This window comes from Micromonospora sp. NPDC049374 (assembly GCF_040677165.1).
In the GTDB taxonomy this organism is placed as follows: Bacteria; Actinomycetota; Actinomycetes; order Mycobacteriales; family Micromonosporaceae; genus Micromonospora.
This window is the reverse complement of record NZ_JBFAQH010000009.1, coordinates 200,805-223,570: the sequence shown is the minus strand read 5'-3', so window position 1 is coordinate 223,570 and position 22,766 is coordinate 200,805. Positions and strand designations below refer to the sequence as shown.

The window sequence follows — 22,766 nt, the reverse complement described above, 5'->3', positions numbered from 1 at the left end:
GGCCCGCCGGGGGTGTGCCGGGGCACCTGCGCGGGTAGGTCGGACAGCATGACCGACAGCGGTGCCGCCCTGCAGGAGTACCTCGCCGGGCTCGACTATCCCGTCTCCCGGGAGGATCTGATCCGCTGGTGCCAGGAGAACGGCGCGAGCACCGAGCAGTTGCAGGCCGTACGGGCGCTGCCGGTGGAGCAGTTCAGCTCCCCCACCGAGCTGACCGAGGCGCTGCGCATGCTTCCCTGAACAACTCAGCGGGCGTGCAGCAGGCGGTACAGCACCAGCCACTGCTCCGGCCAGACCTGTCCGACCGGAATGTCCGGGTCGAGCCGGCTGGCACGCAACGCCGCCGCCAGCCGGGCCCGCGGATACTCGCGGGCCAGCGAGGCCGCGAGCGAGCCGCCGACCCCGCCGAACCCCAGCTCGACCATCCGCCGGTACGCCGGCATTCCCCGAGGCGGCAGTAGCGGCGCTGCCCGCCGCTCGATGCGCAGGATGCCCGCGTCGACCCGGGGCACCGGGCGGAACGCGGTACGCGGGACCCGCCCGGCCAGCCGCCAGTCGAACTCCGGCCAGCTCAGCATCGTCAGCCGGGTCCACCGGCCGTAGTCACCGGCCCGCCGCCGGGCGTATTCCAGCTGGGTGAGCAGGGTGGCCGTGCGCAGCCTCGGGGCGGCCAGGCTCCACCGCACCACGGCCGCGGTCAGCGACCACGGGATGTTGCCGACCACGGCGAATTCCTCCGCGGGTGCCGCGGTGGCGAGGAAGTCCGCCTGGCGATGTGTGACGTTCGGCAAAGTCGCGCAGACCCGGGCCAGTTCCGTTCCGGCGACGGGATCCACCTCGTACGCCGTCAGTCGGCCGCAGCGGGCGGCCAGCAGGCGGGTCAGCTGCCCCCGCCCGGCGCCAACCTCGAGCACCAGACCGTGCGGGTCGGGGCGGGCGGCGTCGACGAACCGCGCGACGGCGGCCGGGTCGGCGAGAAAATTCTGGGAGAGCACGCGACGGGACCGGTCGCGTTCGGTCGTGCGGGTACGGCGGGGCGCCATGGCGTCGTCCTTGTCTGTCGCCGGATGGCGACGAGAGCGGACAGGCGACCGTCGACGGGGCCTGTCCGAGCGATCGGGACTCGGACGGCCCTGGTGAGATGGCGCGAGAGAGCGGCACCGCGAAACGGGACGGTGCCGGAGACGTACGCGGGAGAGGCGTCAGTCGCGGGTCGCGCCGGCCAGGGCCGGACGCCGGACGCGCGGGCGGGCCACCAGCAGGGGCCCGAACGCGGCCGGCGTGGCGACCGCGTTGATCAGGGCATGCACGCACATGCCGGCGACCCTACCGACCCTCCCGGCCGGCGGCCATCGGTTTAGGCCCGGTGCCCGGTGACCACGCTCAGACCGGTACGTCGATCACGGTGCCCTGCGCGCGGGCCGTCTCGGCGGCGGCGAGGACCGTCACCACCTCGCGGCCGAAGCGCACGTCGCAGCGGTGATCGCGGGTGCCGGCATCGACCTCGGCCAGCAACTGGTCGATCGCCACCCCGAAAGCCGTGGCCGAGCTGGCACCACCGTTCGGGAGTCGCTCGATGCCGCTCTCGCCGTAGAAGACGAACTCCGCGGCGACCGAGCGGGGCGGTGCGTCAAGGGTCAGCGACACGGTGCTTGTGGCACCGTCGGCGTGGCTGAGCAGCAGGTGCACCAGGCCACCCGGACCGTCGGTGGCGGCCACCCGGGCTACCCGGCCAAGCACCGGCAGCAGGACGGCCAGCGCGTGCGGGCCGACGTCCCACAGCGCGCCGTGCTCCCGGCGCCACGGCGACTGCCCGTACGGGCTGCCGGGCTGGAAGATCGAGGCGAACCGGATCACGTTGGCGGTGTGCCAGCCTCCGGCCGCGGCGGTCGCGGCGATGAAGCCGGCGACGTCGGGTTGGTATCGGCCGGTGAAGAAGACCACCGACGCCACCTGCGAACCCGTGGCCGCCTCGACCACCCGGTCGGCGTCGGCGACGGTCAACGCGAGCGGCTTGTCCAGCAACAGGTGCCGCCCGGCGGTGGCGGCCCGGACGGCGATGTCCGCCTGGATGTCGGGTGGAAGTGCGACGGCAACCGCGTCGCACGCCGCGATCAGCGAGTCGACCTCCTCGTACGCCGGCGCCCCGTAACGGGTGGCCAGCGCGGCGGCCTTGTCGGGGTTGCGCCCCCACACGCCGACCAGTTCCGCCCTCGGGTGCGCCTCGAGCGCCGCCGCATGGGTCTCCGCCGCCCAGTGCCCGGTGCCGAACAACCCGAACCGCATCCCGTACCTCCGCCGTTCCCGCCTGGCCACGGCCGACCCGCGACAGTGATCACGCTAGTCTCCCGCGACCGCCCGTGCCCGGCGTCCCGCCGTGACACGACCGGGCCGACGCGGCGCCGCGGCCCTGCCCGGGGCCGGGAGGACGGGTGCGCAGTCGCCTCGCCAGGGCGGCGTGTGCGGTGGCCTGCCCTCTCGGCGGGCCCTCTTACTACGGGGGTTAGTAGAGTGGGCCGGTGATCGGAACGAGCACCGGGCGGACCAGGTGAACATCGCCGCGACCACCATCGGATCTCCGGCCGACGGGGCGCTGGCCGTCGCCGCCATCGTGCTGTCGCTGCTGGTCGCCGGCTGGGCGCTGGTGGCGGCGCTGCGCCACCGGCCGCCGGACCGGATGCAGTTGATCGGGCTGGCCGTGCTGGAGTTGCTGCTGCTCGGCCTGGTGCTGGTGACCGCCGTGGCACTGGCCGGCGGCGACCGTCCGGGTGAACCGGGATCGTTCTTCGGTTACCTGGTCACGTTGGTCTGCCTGCCGCCGCTGGCGGCGGTGCTGGCCCGGATGGAACCGACCCGTTGGGGGTCGGCGATCGTGTGCGCGGTGTGCCTGGTGACGCCGGTGGTGGTGGTCCGGCTCCAGCAGACCTGGCAGGTGCTCGGTGGCTGAGCCGAGCGCCGCCCGACCCCGGACCAACGCCGGCCCGGGACGATTGCTGATCGCGGTCTACCTGCTCTTCGCCATCGCCGCCAGCAGCCGCGCCGCCCTCCAGATCGCCACCAGGTTCGACGAGGCGCCGTTGGCGTACCTGCTCTCCGCGCTCGCCGCGGTGGTCTACATCGTGGCCGCGGCCGGTCTGGCGCGGGCCGGTCACGCGGGCCGCCGGGTCGCCCTGGCCTGCTGCGCGCTGGAACTGGTCGGCGTCGTCGGTGTCGGCGTCTTCAGCCTGGCCCGCCCGGACCTCTTCCCCGACGAGACGGTCTGGTCCGGCTTCGGCAGCGGCTACGGCTACATCCCCCTGGTGCTGCCGATCCTCGGCCTCGCCTGGCTCCGGCACACCCGCCGCCGGGCGGTTCGGGCCCCCTCCTGACACCGAGCACAATGGGAGGGGACCCGCCGAACGATTGTCAGTCCCGGGGCCCGCCGGCGACGTAGACGACCTGGCCGGACACGAAGGACGCCCCTTCGCTGACCAGGAACGAGATGGTGTGCGCCACATCGTCGGGCCGACCCACCCGGCGGACCGGGATCTCCGACTCGGCGTGCTTCTGCATCGCCTCGAAGTCCACCTTCATCCGGGCGGCGGTGGCCGCGGTCATGTCGGTGACGATGAATCCGGGCGCGACCGCGTTGACGGTCACCCCGAACGGGCCCAGCTCGATGGCCAGGGTCTTGGTGAAGCCCTGCATACCGGCCTTGGCGGCCGAGTAGTTGGCCTGGCCCCGGTTACCCAGCGCGGAAGTGCTGGAGAGGTTGACGATGCGTCCCCACCGGGCCTCGACCATGTGCTTCTGCGTGGCCTGGCTGAACAGGAACGCCCCGCGCAGGTGTACGCCAAGGACGGTGTCCCAGTCGGCGTCGGTCATCTTGAACAGCAGGTTGTCGCGGAGCACGCCGGCGTTGTTGACCAGCACGGTCGGCGTGCCCAACTCGGCGGCCACCCGTTCCACGGCCGCCTCCACCTGGGCCCGGTCCGCCACGTCCGCACCGACGCCGAGCGCCCGGCCCCCGGCCGCCGCGATCGCGTCCACGGTCTCCTTCGTCGCCGACTCCTCGATGTCGACCACCGCGACGGCCAGCCCGTCGGCGGCCAACCGCCTGGCGGTGGCCGCGCCGATTCCCCGTGCCGCCCCGGTCACGATGGCGACCCGCTGCCCCTCCGACATGCCTACCTCCCGGTAACTTGGCTCGACGGCAGGAGCCTAACGCACGCCGGGTCGGCATGACCCCCGTCGATCCCGACCTCCGGACCGGGCACGCCGGCCCGGAGGTCACCGATCCACGGACCGGCCGGCCCGGTCGGAGGTCACCGGGCCACGGACCGGCCAGCCCGGCTCCGAGTCAGTGCGACCAGGATCGACAGAGCCGGATCCAGCGGTAGCCGTGACCCGACAGTTGCAGTTTGTCCAGCTTGCCGACGTCGTCGTAGTTGCGGTCGGCGAGCACGTCGATGGGCAGGTCCGCCTCGGGCTGAAGCTGGCTGAGGTCCACCTCGGCGTCGGTGGTGCCGAGGTTGTGCAGGAAGACCATCGTCCCCGTCGGCCCGTCGGCCCGGTGCGCCAACACCCCCGGCGGCATCGGCACGTCGACGTGCGTGGTGGAGCCGCAGCCGATCTCCGGCGCCTCCCGCAGCGTACGGATCATCCGCTCGAACCAGGCCAGCAGCGAGGTACGGTCCCGACGCTGGAGGGTCACGTTGACCTTCTCGTACCCGAACTCGCCCTTGTCGATGACCGGGCGGACGAGCTTCTCCGACTCCGCGGTGGAGAAGCCGGCGTTGACCTGGTTCGACCACTGCATCGGGGTACGGATCGCCTCCCGCCCGTCCAGCGACAGGTCCTCCCCCATGCCGATCTCCTCGCCGTAGCGCAGCACCGGCGTGCCGCGCAGGGAAAACTGCAGGGAGTACGCCAACTCGATGCGCCGACGGTCGTTGCCCAGCATCGGCGCCAACCGGCGACGGATGCCCCGGTCGTAGATGCGCATGTGCTCCTCGGGACCGAACTGCTCGTACACCTCGTTGCGCTGTTCGGCGGTGAGCCGGGACAGGTCGATCTCGTCGTGGTTACGCAGGAACGTCGCCCACTGCCCGCCCTCGGGCAGCGCCGGGGTGTCCCGCAGCGCCTCGATCACCGGTTCCGGGTCCCGCCGGGCCAGAGCCAGCATCAGCCGGCCGTTGAGCATGAAGTCGAAGAGCATGTGCAGCCGGTTGGCCGAGCCGCCGCTGTCGCCGAAGAAAGCGGGAAGGTTGTCGGGTTCGACGTTCGCCTCGGCCAGCAGGACCCCGTCCCCGCGCCGCCATTGCACGTGCTGGCGCAGCTCGGTGAGGAATTCGAAGTCCAGTTCCGGGCTCGGGTCCCCGGGCTCGGTGCGCTCGATGATGAACGGCACCGCGTCCATCCGGAAGCCGGCGACGCCGAGTTGGATCCAGAACGACATGATCTTCTTGATCTCGGCGCGTACCGCCGGGTTCTTGGTGTTGAGGTCCGGCTGGAACCTGTAGAAACGGTGGTAGTACCAGGCCTTCGCGGTCCGGTCGTAGGTCCAGGTCTCATGCTGTTCGCCGGGGAAGACCATGCCCTGATGCCGGTCGGCCGGCTCCTGGTCGGACCAGACGTACCAGTCGCGGTACGGCGAGTCCGGCGACGACCGGGCGGAGACGAACCACGGATGCTGGTCGGAGGTGTGGTTCACCACCAGGTCGATGATCACTCGGATGCCCCGGTTGTTGGCCTGGTGCAGCAACTCGGCGAAGTCGCCCAGGGTGCCGAAACGTGGGTCGACGTTGTAGAAGTCGGTCACGTCGTAGCCGTCGTCGTCATTCGGCGACGGATGGATGGGGTGCAGCCAGAGGCAGGTCACGCCGAGCCGGGCGAGGTAGTCCAGCCGGCCGATCAGGCCCCGGATGTCACCGACCCCGTCACCGTCGGAGTCCGCGTACGTGTCGATGTCGAGGCAGTAGACGACCGCCTCCGAATACCACCTGTCAGACATGCCCCCGTACCTTCTCCCGGTCGGGACGTCGGCAAACCCGACTCGGTACGGTGCCGGGATGCGGAGCATCGATTGGTCCGGCGGCGACTGGCACGGCCGGCCGGTCCGGGTGACCGAGGAACCGGACGGCACGCTGAGCGTCGAGCCGGGCCAGGGCAGCGACCTGTGGCGGCACACCAGTTACGGCTTCGTGCACGACGATGCCCCGGCCCTGCTCGCGCCGTTCCCGGCCGGCACCGCCGTGGAGGTCGATTTCCGGCTGGGCTGGACCGGGCAGTTCGACCAGGCCGGCGTCCTGGTCCGGGTGGACGACCGGAACTGGGTGAAGGCCGGCGTGGAGGTCAGCGACGGCCAGCCCCAGGTGGGCGCGGTGGTGACCCGCGACGTCTCCGACTGGTCCGTGGCGCCGGTTCCGGACTGGGCCGGCCGGGAGGTGAGCGTACGCGTCAGCCGCGCCGGTGACGCGCTGACCGTACGCGCCCGGGTCGCCGGTGAGCCGTGGCGGCTGGTCCGGCTCGCCCCGTTGGCTCCCGACGCGGTGGCGACGGCCGGGCCGTACTGCTGCTCGCCCAGCCGGGGCGGGCTGATCGTACGGTTCACCGGATGGCGCCAGGGCCCGGCCGACGAGGCGCTGCACCCGCAGGAGTGAGCCATCCGGCCCGGTGTGCGGGGCGGTTCGGCGGGTAAGAGCCTCTTTACGCCCGACCGCGAAAGGCATCATCATGGCGCTCGCCCAGGACGTCGACCCCGCTCAGGTCGGCGGGCTGACCGGCTGGGTCGCCGGGGTGATCGAGGCGGGCGGGGCCGCGGGGGTGGCCCTGCTGGTGGCCCTGGAGAGCATCATCCCGCCCATTCCGAGCGAGATCGTCCTGGCGATGGCCGGATACCTGGCCGGCGAGGGCCGGTTCAACGTGGTCGTGGTGACCGTCGCGGCCACCATCGGCTCGGTGCTCGGCGCGCTGGTCCTCTACTGGCTCGGTGCGGTCGTCGGCGAGGACCGCCTGAAACGGTGGCTCGACCGGTTGCCCCTGGTGGACCTGGAGGACCTGGAGAAGGCCGACCGGTGGTTCGAGCGGTACGGCCGCTGGGCGGTGTTCTTCGGCCGGATGGCACCGGTGGTTCGCAGCCTGGTGTCGGTGCCGGCCGGGGCGAACCGGATGCCGCTTGTCGAGTTCGTCACGCTCACCACGCTGGGCAGCGGCATCTGGAACGGGATCTTCATCGGTCTCGGCTACGCCCTCGGCTCCCGCTGGCAGCAGATCGACCGCTACAGCTCCTGGCTCGACTACGGAATCCTCGCCCTGATCATCCTCATGCTCGCCACCTGGGCCCTCAAGAAAATCCGCCGCCGCAACACCCGCACCCCCACCCACTAACCCCACCCCACCCCCACCCCACCCGGGCCGGTTGATCATGAAGTTGTTGTCGCGCCACGCCGGGCGGAGTGACAACAACTTCATGATCAACGCGGCGGGACCTGGGTCAGGGGAGGGTGCGGAGGTGGGGGGAGACGGTGCGGGCGAAGGTGTTGTTGTTGGTGACGTCCCAGTTGATGGACCAGGTCATCGCGCCGCGTAGGCCGGGGTAGGTGCGCGGGGGGCGGAAGCTGCCGCAGTTGGTGCCCCGGGTCAGGCAGTCGAGTGCGGCGTTGACCACGCTGGGCGGGACGATGCCGCCACCGGCCGCGCCGGAACCGGCCGGCAGGCCGAGCCCGACCTGGTCGGGCCGCAGCCCCGCCTCCAACTGGATGCAGGCCAGCGCGACGATGAAGTTGACCGTCCCCTGGGCGTACGCGGCGTTGTTGTCGCAGCCGAGCATCGCTCCGGAGTTGTAAAACTGGGTGTTCACCACGGTCAGGATGTCCTTGATGTCCAACGCCAGCTTGAAGTAGCTGCCCGCCGGGTTCTGCATGTCGATGGTCTGCGGCGCCATCGCGATGATCAGCCCGCTGCCCACCTTCGCCCGCAGTGACCGCAGGGCCTGCGCCATGTACGTCGGGTTCAACCCGTTCTCCAGGTCGATGTCGACGCCGTCGAAGCCGTAGCGCTGGATCAGGGCGTACACGCTGTCGGCGAAGGCCACCGCGGACGCCGCACTGTCGACCACGACCCGGCCGGTCTCGCCACCCACCGAGATGATCACCTTCTTGCCGCGACTCTGGAGGGTCCGCACGTCGGCGGAGAAGTCGACGTCGGTGTATCCGCCGAGCGAGGCGGACAGGCCGGGGTCGATTGCGAAGCCGACCGCGCCGGGCGTACCGGTCGCATCGGCGAAAGCGACCGCCACCAGGTCGTACTCGGTGGGTACGTCACGCAGCCGCAGCTCGACCGCCGGATTGTCGAAGTTGTGCCAGTAGCCGGTCAGGATGTGCTTCGGCAGCCCGGTGACCGGCGGCGGACTGGTCGGCGGCGGGGTCGTCGGCGGAGGCGTGGTGGGCGGGGGCGTGGTCGGCGGAGGCGTGGTCGGCGGAGGCGTGGTGGGCGGAGGCGTGGTCGGCGTGGTACCGCCGGTGCAGGCCGCGCCGTTGAGCCGGCAGTTCGCCGGTACGCCGGAACCGCTGCCGAGGAAGCCGAAGGAGACCGATCCGCCGGGTGCGATGGTGCCGTTCCAGGAACGGTTGGTGAAGGTGTACCGCTGGCCGCTGGAGGTCAGCAGCGCGTCCCAGTAGGTGCCGACTGTGGTGCCGGCGGGCAGGTCGAAGGCGAGACTCCAGCCGTTGACCGTGGTGCCGCCCCCGTTGGTGATCGTGTATTTCCCCTCCCAGCCCGAGCCCCAGTCGGATGTCTTGACGAAGTTCGCGGTGACTCCGGCGGCGTACGCGGCCGGCGCCAGCCCGACCGCCCCGATCGCGGCGGCCAGCGCGCCGATCACCGCCAGCACCAGCGTTCTGGACCGTTTCATGTGCCCCTCCAGCCCGGACGTAGATTCATCAACGTCAACCTGGCGCCTATTATTAAGACTGTTAACTGTTTCTGTCCAGGGCTGGCCTGCGGCGAATCGGCACGGCCCCCTGTCCGCCGGCGGCGACGTCAGGGGGCCGTGCCGCAGCCTCAGCGGCGGAAGTGGAACCAGTTGACGTTTACGAAGTCGTTGGGCTGGCCGCTGGTGAAGGTGAGGTAGACGGTGCGCCGTCCGGTGACGCCGGAGACGTTGCCCGGCACGGAGCGCCAGCTCTGCCAGCCACCGGTGTTGGCGATGGCGAAGCTACCGATTGGCGCGCTGGTCGGGCTGTCCACCCGCACCTCCACCAGGCCGCTGACGCCGGCCGCCGCGCCGGAGGCGACCCGGGCCACGAAGTCACGTGGCCCGCCGGAGCCGAACTCCACGTTGTCGAAGCGGACCCAGTCGCCGTTGCGCAGTGCCCCGATGTTCTGCCCGCCCTCGGAACACGCCTCGACGATCACGCCGTTCTGGGCGTTGAAGGACTCAGCCTGGATGGTCGCGTACGCGTCCCGCGTCCCGCCCGGCGGCGGCGTGGTCGGCGGTGGCGTGGTGGGCGGCGGGTTACTGCCGCCACCGCGGCTGTAGACGGCCACGTAGTCGACGAGCATCGGCCGGCCGGGCACGGTGGCCGAGGTCGGCGTGGCGCTGCCGGCGACCCCGTTCGGGAAGGCCCCGCCCATCGCCACGTTCAGCAGCAGGAAGTAGCCGGCGTGGCTGGTCATCTGCGACCAGTACGGCTCACCGACCCGGGTCTGGCTGACCGTGTGGTAGAGCTGCCCGTCGACGTACCAGCGCAGTTGCTGCGGGCTGACCGAGGCGTCCCACTCGAAGCGGTAGGTGTGGAACGCCGACTGGCAGGTGCTGCCGGGGCAGGCCCGGGAGGCGCCGATGCCGTTGAATTCGTCGCAGGGTCCGCCGGGGGCGACGCCGCAGTGCAGCACGCCCCAGACCGAGTTGAGCCCGTTGACGTTCTCCATCACGTCGAACTCGCCGATGCCCGGCCAGTTCTGGTAGTTGCCCCGGTAGGGCGAACCGAGCGCCCAGAACGCCGGCCAGTATCCCGACGCGGCGGCGCCGGTGACGTTTGGCATCTGGAGGCGGCCCTCGATGGCCAGCACCCCGCCGGCCGGGGCCTTGAAGTTGCTGCGGACGGTCTCGATGCGCGCCGAGGTCCAGCGGCCGGCGCTGTCGCGCAGCGGGGTGATCCGCAGGTTGCCGGCGCCGTCGTGGCTGACGTTGGCGGTGCTGTTCGTGTACGTCTGGATCTCGCCAGTGCCCCAGTTGGGCGGACCACCCGGGTAGCTGGTGCCGGTGTCGATGATCCAATTGCCGGCGGATGGCAGGGTGCCGGCGGCGCCGGTGAAGTCGTCGCTCCACACCAGGCTCCAGCCGGACGGGGGCGGCGGCACGGCGGCGTCCGCGGTCGTGCTGAGCCCGGCCAGGACGGTGGCGACGGCGGTGAGCAGGGTCAACGCCAGCGGCAGCCGGCGTCGCGCAGGCGGGGCGGCGGGTGCCGCCGGGGCAGGTGTCATGACGTGCCTCTCTGCGGGGACGGGTGAGAGAGCGCTCTCTCAGGAGTTGTACGTCTCCCTCGCGCAGTTGTCAATGTCGATCGATGCGGTCTGCCCGGCGGGCGGTGACGCGCCGCCACGCCGGTCGGCGTTTCCCGGTGCCACCACAGGGGGTAATTGCCGGCCGACCCGGTGCGGACGGACCGCCCGGCGGGATTGGACGGTGGTAGCGATGGTCAGGCAGGCGGCAACCGCCCCGAGTCCCCCGGTCGAGGCAACCGACCTGCTCACCGTGGGTGTCGAGGAGGAGTTCCTGCTCGTCGACCCGGACACCGGGGTCGCGGTGCCCGCGGTCGAGGCGGTGATGGAGCAGGTCCCCGCCGAGTTGCGGGGACAGGTCGAGCGCGAGTTCCAGACCAGTCAGATCGAGATCGGCAGCCCGCCCGGGTTGGAACTCTCCTCCATCCGGCACTCCCTCGGCCTGCTCCGCGCCTCGCTGGCCGACGCCGCCGAGCGGGCCGGCGCCCGGTTGCTCGCGATCGGCACCGGGCCGATCGACGGGCCGGTGCCCGCGGTGGTCGACAAGCCCCGCTTCGACCGGATGCTCGCCCGGTTCCGACTGCTGGTGCCCGGGCCCGGCAACAACGGCATGCACGTCCACGTCGGGGTGCCGGACCCCGACGCGGGCGTGCAGGTGCTCAACCACGTGCGACCGTGGCTGCCGATCCTGCACGCGGTCACCGCCAACTCGCCGTTCTCCCGTGGGGCGGACACCGGCTACGCCAGCTGGCGGTCGGTCGAGTGGGAACGCTGGCCCTCGGTCGCGCCGACGCCCTACCTGGTCAACCACGAGCACTACCAACGACTGATCCGTCAGCTGATTGCCAGCGGCGTCATGCTCGACGAGGGGATGCTCTACTGGTACGCCCGGCTGTCGGCCAAGTACCCGACGGTGGAGCTGCGCATCGGTGACGTCTGCCCGACCGTCGACGACGCGGTCCTGATCGCCGCGTTGGTCCGTGGGCTGGTGGCGACCGCGCTCGACGACATCGCGGCCGGGCGGCCACCGCTGCCGACCGACCATCACCTGCTGGTCGGCGCGCACTGGCGGGCCGCCCACGACGGGCTGGAGGGAGAGGCGGTCGACCTGTCCAGCGGTGAGCTGCGGCCGGCGTGGGATCTGCTGCATCAACTCGTCGGACGCCTCGGTCCGGCCCTCGAACGACACGGCGACCTCGCCGAGGTGACCGGCCTGCTGGAGGGGCTACGCCGGCACGGCAGCGGTGCCGCACGGCAGCGTTCGGTGTACGCCCGGACCGGACGGTTGGAAGATGTGGTGAAGGACGTGGCACGCCAGACCCGGGGCGAGGACCCGGCCTGACGAAGGGGGTGATGGCGTGACGGAACGGTTGATCGTCGTCGGCGGAGACGCCGCCGGCATGTCGGCCGCCGCTCAGGCGCGCCGCCGCCGGGGCCCGGACGACCTGGAGATCGTCGTGTTCGAACGGGGGCACTTCACCTCGTACTCGGCCTGCGGGATCCCGTACTGGATCAGCGGCCTGGTGACCGACCGGGAGCAACTGGTGGCCCGGTCACCGAAGACGCACCGCGAGGACTACGCCATCGACGTGCGGATCCGGCACGAGGTGGTCGGGATCGACCTGGTCCGCCGCGAGGTGGTCGCCCGTGACCTGGACGGCGGCGGCGAGGTCCGGGAACCGTTCGACACCCTGATGTACGCCGCCGGAGCGGTGCCGAAGAAGCCGGCCTGGGCGCGTACAGATGCCGCCGGGGTGTTCGGGGTGCAGACCCTCGACGACGGTTCGGCGCTACGCGGTTGGCTGGAGGCCGAACCGCGGCCCCGGCGGGCGGTGGTGGTCGGCGGCGGCTACATCGGTGTCGAGATGGCCGAGGCACTCGTCCGCCGCGGCCTGTCGGTCACCCTGGTCGAGCGCGACGAGCAGCCGATGTCGACCGTCGACCCCGACATGGCCCGGCTGGTCACCGACGCGATGCACGGGCTGGGCGTGGACATCCGCACCGGCGTACGCGTGACCGGCCTGTCGGAGCGCGACGGCCGGGTCAGCGAGGTGCTCACCGACAACGGACCGGTCCCGTCCGACGTGGTGGTCCTCGGTCTCGGCGTACGTCCCAACACCGAGCTGGCCGCGGCCGCGGGCCTGCCGCTGGGGCCGACCGGCGGGATCCGGGTGGACCGCCAGATGCGGGTGTCCGGGGTGCCCGGGGTGTGGTCCGCCGGAGACTGCGTGGAGACCCTGCACAAGGTCAGCGGAATGCCGGTGCACGTACCACTCGGCACCCACGCCAACAAGCAGGGCCGGGTCGCCGGCATCAACATCGGCGGCGGGTACGCCACCTTCGCCGGGGTGATCGGCACCGCGGTGACCAAGGTGTGCGACCTGGAGGTGGGTCGCACCGGCCTGCGGGAACGCGAGGCCCGGATGGCCGGCTTCGAATTCGTCTCGGTGATCGCCGAGTCGACGAACCGTGCTGGCTACTACCCCGGCGCCCGGCAGATGACGGTGAAGCTGATCGCCGAGCGGCCGAGCGGGCGACTGCTCGGCGCCCAGATCGTCGGCTGGTCCGAGGCGGCGAAGCGGATCGACCCCCTCGCCGTGGCACTGTGGAACAAGATGACGGTGGACGACATGACCGCACTCGACCTCGGCTACGCCCCGCCGTACTCCCCGGTCTGGGATCCGGTGCTGGTCGCCGCCCGCAAGGCCGTGGACGCGCTCGCCCGCTGACGGCTCCGGGGCGGGTTTCTGTCGGTGCCGGGGGTTAGCGTAGGCGCGCCGCCCGGTCAGGGCCGACGCGAACCCCTCGGAGGAACCCCCATGTCGCAGGAGACGACCTACCTCGAACTGTCCGAAGTGGACGGTGCCGCGCACAAGTTCTACGAGGTGGCGGTCGACGACACCACGATGACCGTGCGCTACGGGCGGATCGGCGACCAGGGTCAGGTGAAGACCACCGGCTACCCCGACAACGCACGGGCCCGCGCCGCCGCGGCGAAGAAGATCGGCGAGAAGATCCGCAAGGGGTACGCTCCGGCGGTACCCGGGGTACGCCAGAAGCGGGCCGTCTCCCGGCGGCAGATCGTCAGCACCCGCTCGACCGCCCGCACCGCCCCGGTGCTCTGGCGGTACGACTCCGGTGCCCCGGCCTTCGGCATCTTCGTCGACGGGCGCACCTGCATGGTGGGCAACGAGCGGGGTGTGATCACCACTCTCGATCACGACGCCCGGGTGCTGGACCAGGTGCGGCTTCCCGACGGGGTCAAGTGCATCGTCGCCGACGACGCCTGGATCTACGCCGGCTGCGACGACGGCAACGTCTACGACCTCTCCGGCAAGATCCCTCGGGTGGCGTACGCGATCGTGCCCGACATCGACATCTACTGGCTCGACATCCACGACGGCGTGCTGGGCGTCTCCGACGCCGACGGCGGGGTCGCCGCCATCGACCACGAGGACGAGTTCCTCTGGCGGCGGGCCGGGCGCGGCCGGTCCGCCTGGATGGTGCGCTGCGACGCCGACGCCGTCTACCACGGCGACTCGACGGGGGTGAGCGGCTACGACTGGCGTACCGGCCGGGAGCTGTGGCACACCCGCACCGGCTCGGTGCTCTTCGGCTGGCAGGAACGCGACGCCGTGTTCGCCGGCACCGGCACCCGCGAGGTGGTACGCCTCGGCAAGAACGGCGGGTCGGCACTGCGCACCTACCGCGCTGATGCCCCGGTCTTCTCCTGCGCCACCGCCGCCGACGGCCGTTACGTCTTCGCCGGGGACAGCCAGTCCTCGATCTACTGCTTCGCCGCCGACGGCACCCGGCTGTGGAAGCTCGGCACCGGCTGCGGGTCGGCCTACTCCATGCAGTACCACGACCAGCGCCTCTACGTGGTGACCACCAGCGGCCACCTCGCCTGCATCGACGCCAGCGAGCCCGCGATCCGGGCGGCGGAGGCCGGCAGCGTGCCCGACGTCGTCGACGTGAAGGCCCCGGCCCGGCTGCCCGAGCCGGCCGCGGTCACCGAGGTCGAGGTCGTCGGCGACACCGGTGACGGGGTGATCGTCGAGTGCGTCGAACAGGGCGGTCGGCTGCGGGTGCACGTGCTGTCCGCCGGCTACCACCGGAACTGGTCGGTGCAGTTCCCCAAGGGCATCCGCCAGCCGGGCGTCCGGTACCTGGTCACCGAGGTCCGCGAGTCTGGCCGGGGCGGCTTCTACCGGGCGTACGGCGACATCCGCCGGCTCCGCTGACCTCTGCCGTCCGCCCGGCCAGGTGCCGGGCGGCCAGGTGCCGGACGGGCGGGTGCCGGGCGGCCAGGTGCCGGGCGGGCGGCCCGTCTGGTGGTGGGAGCCGGGTTGTGGTGGTTGGTGGGGCTCGGCCACCATGAGCCGGTGAGCGACGTGCTGCGCATCCCCGACGGGTTGACCTGGCTGCACGGCATGCCGGGTGGTCCGGAATGGTTGGCCGAGCTGCCGGGCCGGCTGGCCACCTGCGCCCGGCGCTGGTCGCTGCGGCTCGGGCCACCCTTCGGGTACGCCTGCGCGTCGCTGGCGGTGCCGGCCGACCTGCCGGACGGCACCCGCGCGGTGCTCAAGGTGCAGTTCCCCGACGCGGAGAGCGAACACGAGGCGACGGCGCTGCGCCGCTGGGAGGGCGACGGGGCCATCCGGCTACTCGCCCACGACCCCGACCTGCGGGCACTGCTGGTGGAGCGTTGCGACCCCGGCACACCGCTGCACGCGTTACCGCTCGACGCGGCGCTCGACGTCGTGGTGGCGCTGCTCCCCCGTCTCTGGGTACCGGCTGGTCAGCCGTTCATGTCGTTGGCGGAGGCCGCCGCCGGATGGGCGTCCCGGCTCCCGGCCAAGTGGGAACGGGCCGGGCGGCCGTTCGAGCGGCGGCTGGTCGACGCCGCGCTCGACCTGCTCGGCGGGCTTGCCGGCAGCCAGGGTGAGCAGGTCCTGGTCAACCAGGACCTGCATGCCGCCAACGTGCTGCGCGCCGAACGCGAGCCCTGGCTGGTGATCGACCCCAAGCCGCTGGTCGGCGAGCGGGAGTTCTCGGTCGTACCGATGGTGCGCGGCACCGAGCTGGGCCACTCCCGGGCGGCCGTCCGCCACCGGCTGGACCGGCTCAGCGCTGAGCTGGGGCTGGACCGCGACCGGGTGCTGGGCTGGACGATCGGTCAGACGATGGCCTGGAGCATCGACGGCGACCGGGTCTTCACCGACCACGCCGAGGTGGTCCGCTGGCTTCTCGACTGAGGCGCGGCAAGGGGTCGCCGCCCGAGATGCCCGGCGGCTGTGTCGATGATCGGAGCCAGTCGAGCCGGAGAGCGGCGCCGACCTCAGGACTGGCAGGTGGGGCACCAGTAGAGGTTGCGGGCGGTGATGGTGCCTCGGCTGATCGGGGTGCGGCAGACGTGGCAGGGTTGGCCGGGACGGCGATAGACGTAGACCTCTCCCCCGTGCCGGTCGACGCGGGCCGGACGACCCATCGCCTCGGGTAGGTGCGCGGCACGCACGGTGTCGATCCGGCCGGTGGCGACCGCGAGCGTCATCAGCTCGACCAGGTCGGCCCAGAGCACCCGCCAACCGGCCGGGGTCAGCTCCCGGCCGGGCAGCCTCGGCGACAGACCGGCGCGAAACAGCGCCTCGGTCACGAAGATCAGACCCGTACCGGCCACCACCGTCTGGTCCAGCAACAGCGCCGCCAGCGGCGTCACGCTCCGCGAGATCCGAGCGTACGCCCGCTCCGGATCGGCGTCGGCGCGCAGCGGATCCGGACCGAGTCGGGCCCGCAGCGCGGCCACCTCGGGCGGGCTGAGCAGTTCACAGGCGGTCGGCCCACGCAGGTCGAGCCAGTGCCGGTCGCTGGTCAGCCGTAGACGGATCTGCCCCACCGGCTCCGGCGGCTCACCGTCCCCGTCGGTGACCTTCCCGTAGAGGCCGAGGTGCACGTGCAGCGTCAGCTCATCGGCGTAGTGGTGCAGCAGGTGCTTGCCGTACGCCTCGGTGGCGTCCAGCACCGTGCCGGAGATCCGGGCGGCACCGTCGGCGAAGCGACCCTGAGGGCTGGCGGCGAGCACCTTGTCCCCGACGAACAGTTCGGCGTGCCGGGCCGCCAGGCGATGAATGGTGTGTCCCTCTGGCACGACGCCAAGCGTAGCCAGCGGGCCGGTGAGCAGCGGTCGGACCCGGGGTTGCCGCGTCGCGACTACCGGCCGGGGCATGCCACGCGCCCCCGACCCGTCCCTCGTCACCGCGCAGCGCTGCTACTCGACGGTAAGGGATCGCCCTCGGCGTCTGGTTCAATTGCCGGTCTGGCCGCCGGCACGGCGGGCACCACGTCGACTCGATGGGGGCGGTGGGTCATGACGGATCGGATACGCCGTGCGGTGGTGGTCGGCAACAGCGACGGGATCGGGCTGGCGTTCACCCGCAGACTGCTCGCCGACGGCTGGCGGGTCACCGGGCTGTCCCGGCGGGACAACGTCATCATCGTGCCCACGTACGCCCACCACACCGTCGATGTCACCGCGCCGGACTATCCGGACGTGCTGGGCAAGGCGATCGACGAACTCGGCGGGGTGGACCTGTGTGTCTACGCCGCCGGCATCGGCGAACCCGTCGACCGGGCCGACCTGGACGGGCAGACGCGCACCTTCGAGGTCAACCTGATGGGCGCGGTACGGACCGCTGCCGTGGTGGTGCCGAGAATGCTCGCCACCGGCGACGGGCACCTGATCGGGATCTCCAGTCTCGCCGACCGGCTGGTCTCCGGCGAGGCGCCCGGCTACGCCGGTTCGAAGGCGGGGCTGTCGTCGTACCTGATGGGTCTGTCGGCGGCGCTGCGCCGGCACGGCGTGCACGTGACCACCGTGCGGTTCGGGTTCGTGGACACCAAGATGGCCAAGGGCTCGTTCCGACCGTTGATGATCTCGGTCGACCGGGCTGTGGAGATCCTCGTGCGCTGTGTCCGCAACCGCCCCGTCCGGGTCTCCCGCCCCCGCCGCCTGGCCCTCCTCACCTCCGCCCTGGCCCCCCTCACCCGCCCCCACTAACACCCACCCCCACCCCGCCGTCACCGTCACCGTCGCCGTCGTCACCGTCGCCGTCGTCACCGTCGCCGTCGCCGTCGCCGTCGATCTTGCAGTTACGGTCGCCGACATGCCCCATTTGGATGCTTTTGTCACGACCACAACTGCAAGATCGACGGGGAGGGGCGGAAGGGCGGGCGGGGAGGTTGGCGGAAGGGCGGGCGGGGCGGGGTGTCGGTTGGGTGGGGGGTGGGTACCTGCGGGGTGTTGTGGCGTGGTTGGCGATACGGGGCTGATGCCGTCATCCACGCATCGATCAGGAGGTGAACCTCATGAAGTTTCCTTCGCTGTTGCGCCGGGAGGAACCGGCGCCGACGGCAGCCGACGACGGCCGGACCGAGACGGTCGCCACTGACACCCGTCCCACCGAGCAGACCTCCACCCGCGGAACCGCCGCGGACCGGGTCGCCGGCCAGGCCGTCACCGACCGAGCCGCCACCAGCCAGACCGCTGGCACCGACACCGACCGGGCGGATCGCCAGCCCGACGCGCAACGGAGCGCCGAGGCCCGAGCCGCCACCGCCCGATCCACTGTTCACGGTTCCCGCCGCGCTCGTACCGCCACCACCGAGACCGTCGACGGCCACCGCGCCACCGGCGTCGACCGCGCCCTCGACGGCGACCGCTCCACCGAGCGCGACCGGGCCGTCAATGGCCTCCGCACCACCGACCGTGACCGCACCACCGACCGTGACCGCACCGTGGACAGCCACCGGACCATGGACGGCGACCGGGCCGTCGACGGCCACCGGACCATGGACGGCGACCGTTCCGGCGACGTGGACCAGGGGGCCGACCGAGAGCGGATCGCCGGCACCCGCGAGCGGGACGGCTCGGTCGACGACGAACGGACGCCCGACGGTGCGGCCGGCCGGGACGTGCCGCCGGCACCGGTCGGGCCGCGACCCCGGGCCAGCCTGCTGGCCACGATCGGCCTGATCGTCGGCGTCGGCGGCATCCTGTTCGTGCTCACCGGCGCCCTCGCCGGGTACGGCATCGCGCTGGGCGCGGTCGGGGCGGTGCTCGCCGTGCTCGGCCTGATGTCCACCCGTCGACGGCACATCGCTGGCAAGTCCGACGCGCTGCTGGGCATCGCCTTCGGCCTCGGCGCGGTGGTCCTGGGGGTGCTGGCGATGACCGGCCAGTACGACTGGCCGACCACCGACGGAGACCAGGTGGTCCGGCTCCGCGAGTGGCTTGATTCACAGTTTGTCGACCGCCTGTAACGGGCACTTTTCGGCCCGCCGGTGGTTCACCGGTGCCGGTCGGTGCGCAACCGACCGTAGCCCGATCAGATCTGGTGGTTCACCAGCCGGGCACACACGGCTCGTCAGGGGCGGCGGTTCGCCGCCCCTGACGTATGTCCGGCGACAGTCGGCCTCGGACATGTACCCGGCGACACTCGCTCCGGCGAACCGGGTCACGAGCCTTACGCAACGAATCTGCGCCGCTCGGGTGCCAAACGCAATGATCTGCCGTCGAATGCAAGGGTTCGCGGTGGATCCTGCCGGTCGAGCCCGCATACCGTTGAGCCACGGCGCCAGCCCGTGGGCCGACGGTGGCCGGGCGCGCCCGAGGCTTGGAGCAGGACACATGACGATGGACGCCACCCGCCAGCGCTTTCTGATGTGCCGGCCGACGTACTTCGCCGTCGACTACGCGATCAACCCGTGGATGGATCCGACCGCACCGGTCGATGCGGACCTCGCCGTACGGCAGTGGGAGCGGCTGCGCCAGGTCTACCTGGACCTGGGCCACACCGTCGAGGAGATCGCGCCGGTGCCGGGCCTGCCCGACATGGTCTTCGCCGCCAACGGCGGCACCGTGATCGACGGCAAGGCGATGGCGGTGCAGTTCCGCGACCCGCAACGCGCCGACGAGGCGCCCGCGTACCGCGCCTGGTTCGAGGCCGCCGGCTTCGAGATGTACGACCCGAAGCACGTCAACGAGGGTGAGGGCGACGTCCTGCTGGCCGGGGACCACCTGCTCGCCGGCACCGGCTTCCGCACCGCGCACGCCTCGCACGCCCAGCTCCAGGAGGTCTTCGGTTACCCGGTGATCACCATGCAGCTGGTCGACCCGCGCTTCTACCACCTGGACACCGCACTGACCGTGCTCGACGAGCGGACCGTGGCGTACCTGCCGGAGGCGTTCTCGCCCGGCAGTCAGGCCGTGCTGCGCCGGCTCTTCCCGGACGCGGTGCACGCCACCATGGCCGACGCGGAGGTGCTCGGTCTCAACGCGGTAAGCGACGGCCGGCACGTGGTGCTGCCCGAGCAGGCCACCGGCCTGGCCGCCAAGCTGCGCGCCCGGGGCTACGAGACGATCGGCGTCGACCTGTCCGAGCTGCGTCGGGCCGGTGGCGGCCCGAAGTGCTGCACGTTGCGACTCCGTCAGGGAAAGGCGAACCGATGATCGAGGACATGCTGCGGACCCCCGCCGCGGTGCAGGACGCGGAGCGCCACACCGCGCACAACTACCACCCGCTGCCGGTGGTGATCTCCTCCGCCGAGGGTTCCTGGGTGACCGACGTGGACGGCAAGCGCTACCTGGACTGCCTGGCCGGCTACTCGGCACTGAACTTCGGCCACCGGCACCCGACGCTGATCGCCGCCGCGCACGCCCAGCTCGACAAGCTGACGCTGACCAGCCGTGCGTTCATCCACGACCAGTTCGCCGACTTCTGTCGGGAACTGGCGGCGCTGTGCGGCAAGGACCTGGTGCTGCCGATGAACACCGGGGCCGAGGCCGTGGAGACCGGCATCAAGGTGGCCCGCAAGTGGGGCTACCAGGTCAAGGGGGTACCGGCCGACCAGGCGAACATCGTGGTCGCGGAGGGCAACTTCCACGGGCGTACGACCACCATCGTCAGCTTCTCCACCGACGAGGACGCGCGGGCCGACTTCGGGCCGTACACCCCGGGCTTCCGGATCGTCCCCTACGGCGACCTGGCCGCCCTGACCGAGGCGATCGACGAGCACACCGTCGCCGTGCTGTTGGAGCCGATCCAGGGCGAGCAGGGCGTGGTGGTGCCGCCCGAGGGCTACCTGCACGGCGTACGGCTGCTGTGCACCGAGCGCAACGTGCTGTTCATCGCCGACGAGATCCAGTCCGGCCTGGGTCGCACCGGCACCACCTTCGCGTGTGAGCAGGAAGGCGTCGTGCCGGACATGTACCTGCTGGGCAAGGCGCTCGGCGGGGGCATCGTGCCGGTCTCCGCGGTGGCCGCCGACGCCGACGTGCTCGGCGTACTCCAGCCCGGCCAGCACGGTTCCACCTTCGGCGGCAACCCCCTCGCCTGCGCCGTGGCGACCGAGGTGGTCCGACTGCTGGCGACCGGCGAGTTCCAGCGCCGCTCCGCCGCCCTGGGCGAGCGGCTGCAAGCCGGCCTGCGCGGCCTGATCGGCAAGGGTCTGGTCGCGGTACGTGGCCGGGGTCTCTGGGCCGGCCTGGACATCGACCCGGCCCTGATGAGCGGCCGGGAGGCCTGCGAGCGGCTGATGGAGCGGGGGGTGCTGGCCAAGGACACGCACGGCTCGACCATCCGACTGGCCCCGCCGCTGGTGATCACCGAGGAGGAGATCGACCACGCGGTGGCGCAGGTGGCCGCCGTCCTGGCCGGCTGAGCGGTCGTACCATCCGCCGGGCGTCGGGACCTGGTCCCGACGCCCAGCGGCGTTCAGCGTGGCAGGCGCATCGCCATGGTCGGGGCCTCGGACATCACCGAGTCCGGGTTGTACGGCGCTCCCGCCGGGAACTCGTTAGGGCGGCCGACCTGCACCCCCGGGTACAGCTCCACCATGTCACCGGTGCCGAGCACCCGGGACTGCTGCGGGGCCAGCGGGATCCGGTCCGCCTCCGTGAGGGAGCCGCCGGGCCGTACGCCGGAGCCGTTGGTGCTGACGTCGGTGGCGACGACGTCACCGCCGCGCAGTTCCAGCCGCAGGTGGTTGCGGCTGATCCAGCGCCGCGCCTCGTCGTTGAGCCACTGGCCGAGCATGATGCCGCCGGAGCCCTCCGGTGCCCGGCCGATCACCACCGGCTGCTCCTCGGTGAGTACGAAGCGACGGCGGATCAGGCCACCGACGCGTACCGCGAGGACCTCGCTGCGTGGCCGGGGCCCGGCGTCGCGCAGCCGCGCACCGTGTCGGGGGCAGGTGGGTACGCCGTTGCGCAGCGACGGTGGCGGCTGCCCGGTCGGTGCCCGGTCGATCCGGGCCAGGTCGGCGAAGGCTCCCCCGCCACCGGCACCGCCGAACAGGGTGCAGCCGGACTCCGGGCAGCGCCACTCGCGGGACAGCAGCTTGGCAGCGGCCGGTGAGGGCGGGCCGGCGACCGGTGTGTGACCGCCGCCGACGTGGGCGATGAAGACCGGACCGCCGGCGCCCGGCACCGGGGCGAGGACCCGGCCCGGCTGCTCCACCAGCCAGGGAAACCGCCCACGCAGGCCGTCGAAGCGGACCCGGCTGAGCACCGGCAGGCCGAGCAGGTCGGCCACCTCGAGCATCCGGTCACCGGGGTTGTCGAGCACCTCTACCAGGCCGTCATCGGCCCACCTGCGCACCACCATGCGCTCGTTGGAGGTGAGGTCGGCGTCGGAGAGCATTCCCCGGTGCACCACCGCGTAGACCGGGACGCTGTCCTCCTCAAGGCTGCGTGCCAGCGCGTCGATGACCATGCCGAGCCGCAGTGAACTGGCCGGCCGCCCACCGTCGAGATCCTGGTAGCGGATGATTTCGGCCAGGTCGAGCACCGCGCGGGCCAACTGTGGGTCGGTGCAGACCCGCCCCTCGATGGCGTCCAGCACCTTGCTGATCTCGAACCTCATCGGGCACCTTCCACGATCTCGTCGATCCGGCGAGCCAGCCGGATGTCACGCATGGTGACTCCGCCGACCGAGTGGGTCGCGCACTGGAAGGTCACCGTGCGCCACCGGATGTCGATGTCGGGGTGGTGATCCAGTTCCTCTGCCGCCACGGCGACCCGGTCGACCACTGCGATGGCGTCCGGGAAACTGGCCAGCTCCACGGTTCGGGTGATCCCGGCGGGGTCTCCCGACCAGCCCGCCAGCCCACCCAGCTCGTCTCGCACCGCCTCGGCGGTGAGCACCTCTGCCATGGCCAGACCCTACCGGTGCCGGCCGGCACCACCGCCACCAGCGGCGACCGGTCTTCCGCCCCGGCCAGGG

At 71.8% G+C, this 22,766-nt stretch carries 23 protein-coding genes; 13 read left to right on the top strand and 10 right to left on the bottom strand.

The features are described from left to right. Positions 1-48: 48 nt before the first annotated feature. A complete protein-coding gene (locus AB0J93_RS17325; RefSeq protein ID WP_363922889.1) occupies positions 49-240 on the top strand; it encodes a DUF2795 domain-containing protein in 192 nt (63 codons plus the stop codon). A gap of 5 nt (positions 241-245) precedes the next feature. Here the strand turns inward: AB0J93_RS17325 and erm are convergent, their stop codons facing one another. Together erm and AB0J93_RS17315 are read right to left on the bottom strand one after the other, a co-directional pair. Continuing rightward, positions 246-1,043 carry an ErmE/ErmH/ErmO/ErmR family 23S rRNA (adenine(2058)-N(6))-methyltransferase gene (erm, locus tag AB0J93_RS17320; protein WP_363922887.1) on the bottom strand — a complete coding sequence of 266 codons (798 nt, stop codon included), beginning with the start codon at positions 1,041-1,043 and terminating at the stop codon, positions 246-248. 340 nt (positions 1,044-1,383) lie between these two features. Then, the gene (locus AB0J93_RS17315) at positions 1,384-2,286 is read right to left on the bottom strand and encodes a Gfo/Idh/MocA family oxidoreductase (protein ID WP_363922885.1); all 903 of its coding nucleotides are present in this window, start codon (positions 2,284-2,286) and stop codon (positions 1,384-1,386) included. Positions 2,287-2,548: 262 nt separating this feature from the next. Here AB0J93_RS17315 and AB0J93_RS17310 point away from each other — a divergent pair, with 262 nt between their 5' ends. Continuing rightward, entirely contained in the window at positions 2,549-2,947 is a 399-nt protein-coding gene (locus AB0J93_RS17310) for a hypothetical protein (RefSeq protein WP_363922883.1), read from the top strand. Continuing rightward, positions 2,940-3,368 (top strand): hypothetical protein, encoded by a 429-nt coding sequence (locus AB0J93_RS17305; RefSeq protein WP_363922881.1) that lies wholly within the window; start codon positions 2,940-2,942, stop codon positions 3,366-3,368. Before AB0J93_RS17310 ends, AB0J93_RS17305 begins: the two co-directional genes overlap by 8 nt. Before the next feature lie 37 nt (positions 3,369-3,405). Here AB0J93_RS17305 and fabG read toward each other — a convergent pair whose 3' ends face one another. Beyond that, on the bottom strand, positions 3,406-4,164 hold the full coding sequence (fabG, locus tag AB0J93_RS17300; protein WP_363922879.1) for a 3-oxoacyl-ACP reductase FabG: 759 nt from the start codon (positions 4,162-4,164) through the stop codon (positions 3,406-3,408). A gap of 175 nt (positions 4,165-4,339) precedes the next feature. Then, the gene (locus AB0J93_RS17295) at positions 4,340-5,992 is read right to left on the bottom strand and encodes an alpha-amylase family protein (protein WP_363922877.1); all 1,653 of its coding nucleotides are present in this window, start codon (positions 5,990-5,992) and stop codon (positions 4,340-4,342) included. Positions 5,993-6,050: 58 nt separating this feature from the next. Here AB0J93_RS17295 and AB0J93_RS17290 point away from each other — a divergent pair, with 58 nt between their 5' ends. Further along, the gene (locus AB0J93_RS17290) at positions 6,051-6,641 is read left to right on the top strand and encodes a DUF1349 domain-containing protein (RefSeq protein ID WP_363922875.1); all 591 of its coding nucleotides are present in this window, start codon (positions 6,051-6,053) and stop codon (positions 6,639-6,641) included. 73 nt (positions 6,642-6,714) lie between these two features. Beyond that, positions 6,715-7,368 carry a DedA family protein gene (locus AB0J93_RS17285; RefSeq protein ID WP_363922873.1) on the top strand — a complete coding sequence of 218 codons (654 nt, stop codon included), beginning with the start codon at positions 6,715-6,717 and terminating at the stop codon, positions 7,366-7,368. Between the two features lie 106 nt (positions 7,369-7,474). Here the strand turns inward: AB0J93_RS17285 and AB0J93_RS17280 are convergent, their stop codons facing one another. Both AB0J93_RS17280 and AB0J93_RS17275 read right to left on the bottom strand, forming a co-directional pair. Beyond that, positions 7,475-8,893, bottom strand: coding sequence for a cellulose binding domain-containing protein (locus AB0J93_RS17280; RefSeq protein ID WP_363922871.1), 1,419 nt, complete (start codon positions 8,891-8,893; stop codon positions 7,475-7,477). Between the two features lie 149 nt (positions 8,894-9,042). Beyond that, positions 9,043-10,467, bottom strand: coding sequence for a carbohydrate-binding protein (locus AB0J93_RS17275; protein WP_363922869.1), 1,425 nt, complete (start codon positions 10,465-10,467; stop codon positions 9,043-9,045). 211 nt (positions 10,468-10,678) lie between these two features. Here AB0J93_RS17275 and AB0J93_RS17270 point away from each other — a divergent pair, with 211 nt between their 5' ends. The 4 genes from AB0J93_RS17270 to AB0J93_RS17255 all read left to right on the top strand — a co-directional run bounded on the left by AB0J93_RS17270 (position 10,679) and on the right by AB0J93_RS17255 (position 15,743). Beyond that, complete coding sequence (locus AB0J93_RS17270; RefSeq protein WP_363922867.1) at positions 10,679-11,827, top strand: glutamate--cysteine ligase; 1,149 nt, start codon at positions 10,679-10,681, stop codon at positions 11,825-11,827. Positions 11,828-11,843: 16 nt separating this feature from the next. Next, entirely contained in the window at positions 11,844-13,214 is a 1,371-nt protein-coding gene (locus AB0J93_RS17265) for an FAD-dependent oxidoreductase (protein ID WP_363922865.1), read from the top strand. A gap of 90 nt (positions 13,215-13,304) precedes the next feature. Continuing rightward, positions 13,305-14,729: a WGR domain-containing protein gene (locus tag AB0J93_RS17260; RefSeq protein WP_363922863.1), complete on the top strand. Its 1,425-nt coding sequence runs from the start codon at positions 13,305-13,307 to the stop codon at positions 14,727-14,729. Positions 14,730-14,870: 141 nt separating this feature from the next. Further along, a complete protein-coding gene (locus tag AB0J93_RS17255) occupies positions 14,871-15,743 on the top strand; it encodes an aminoglycoside phosphotransferase family protein (protein ID WP_363922861.1) in 873 nt (290 codons plus the stop codon). An 83-nt stretch (positions 15,744-15,826) separates the two neighbouring features. On the opposite strand, the gene AB0J93_RS17250 is transcribed toward AB0J93_RS17255, so the two are convergent. Further along, positions 15,827-16,633: a DNA-formamidopyrimidine glycosylase family protein gene (locus AB0J93_RS17250; protein WP_363922859.1), complete on the bottom strand. Its 807-nt coding sequence runs from the start codon at positions 16,631-16,633 to the stop codon at positions 15,827-15,829. A 219-nt stretch (positions 16,634-16,852) separates the two neighbouring features. Here AB0J93_RS17250 and AB0J93_RS17245 point away from each other — a divergent pair, with 219 nt between their 5' ends. Beyond that, positions 16,853-17,542 (top strand): SDR family NAD(P)-dependent oxidoreductase, encoded by a 690-nt coding sequence (locus AB0J93_RS17245; protein WP_363922857.1) that lies wholly within the window; start codon positions 16,853-16,855, stop codon positions 17,540-17,542. Here AB0J93_RS17245 and AB0J93_RS17240 read toward each other — a convergent pair. Further along, positions 17,526-17,657 carry a hypothetical protein gene (locus AB0J93_RS17240; RefSeq protein ID WP_363922855.1) on the bottom strand — a complete coding sequence of 44 codons (132 nt, stop codon included), beginning with the start codon at positions 17,655-17,657 and terminating at the stop codon, positions 17,526-17,528. The genes AB0J93_RS17245 and AB0J93_RS17240 overlap by 17 nt on opposite strands. Before the next feature lie 193 nt (positions 17,658-17,850). On the opposite strand from AB0J93_RS17240, the gene AB0J93_RS17235 reads away from it, so the two are divergent. The 3 genes from AB0J93_RS17235 (at position 17,851) to rocD (ending at position 21,204) form a co-directional block, all read left to right on the top strand. Next, a complete protein-coding gene (locus AB0J93_RS17235; RefSeq protein ID WP_363922853.1) occupies positions 17,851-18,804 on the top strand; it encodes a thrombospondin in 954 nt (317 codons plus the stop codon). 373 nt (positions 18,805-19,177) lie between these two features. Then, positions 19,178-19,993 carry a dimethylargininase gene (ddaH, locus tag AB0J93_RS17230; protein WP_363922997.1) on the top strand — a complete coding sequence of 272 codons (816 nt, stop codon included), beginning with the start codon at positions 19,178-19,180 and terminating at the stop codon, positions 19,991-19,993. Further along, entirely contained in the window at positions 19,990-21,204 is a 1,215-nt protein-coding gene (gene rocD, locus AB0J93_RS17225; protein WP_363922851.1) for an ornithine--oxo-acid transaminase, read from the top strand. The genes ddaH and rocD overlap by 4 nt, the downstream gene beginning before the upstream one ends. Positions 21,205-21,257: 53 nt before the next feature. Here the strand turns inward: rocD and AB0J93_RS17220 are convergent, their stop codons facing one another. Together AB0J93_RS17220 and AB0J93_RS17215 are read right to left on the bottom strand one after the other, a co-directional pair. After that, entirely contained in the window at positions 21,258-22,406 is a 1,149-nt protein-coding gene (locus AB0J93_RS17220) for an FHA domain-containing protein (protein ID WP_363922849.1), read from the bottom strand. Further along, positions 22,403-22,696 carry a 4a-hydroxytetrahydrobiopterin dehydratase gene (locus AB0J93_RS17215; protein WP_363922847.1) on the bottom strand — a complete coding sequence of 98 codons (294 nt, stop codon included), beginning with the start codon at positions 22,694-22,696 and terminating at the stop codon, positions 22,403-22,405. The genes AB0J93_RS17220 and AB0J93_RS17215 overlap by 4 nt, the downstream gene beginning before the upstream one ends. Positions 22,697-22,766 lie beyond the last annotated feature (70 nt).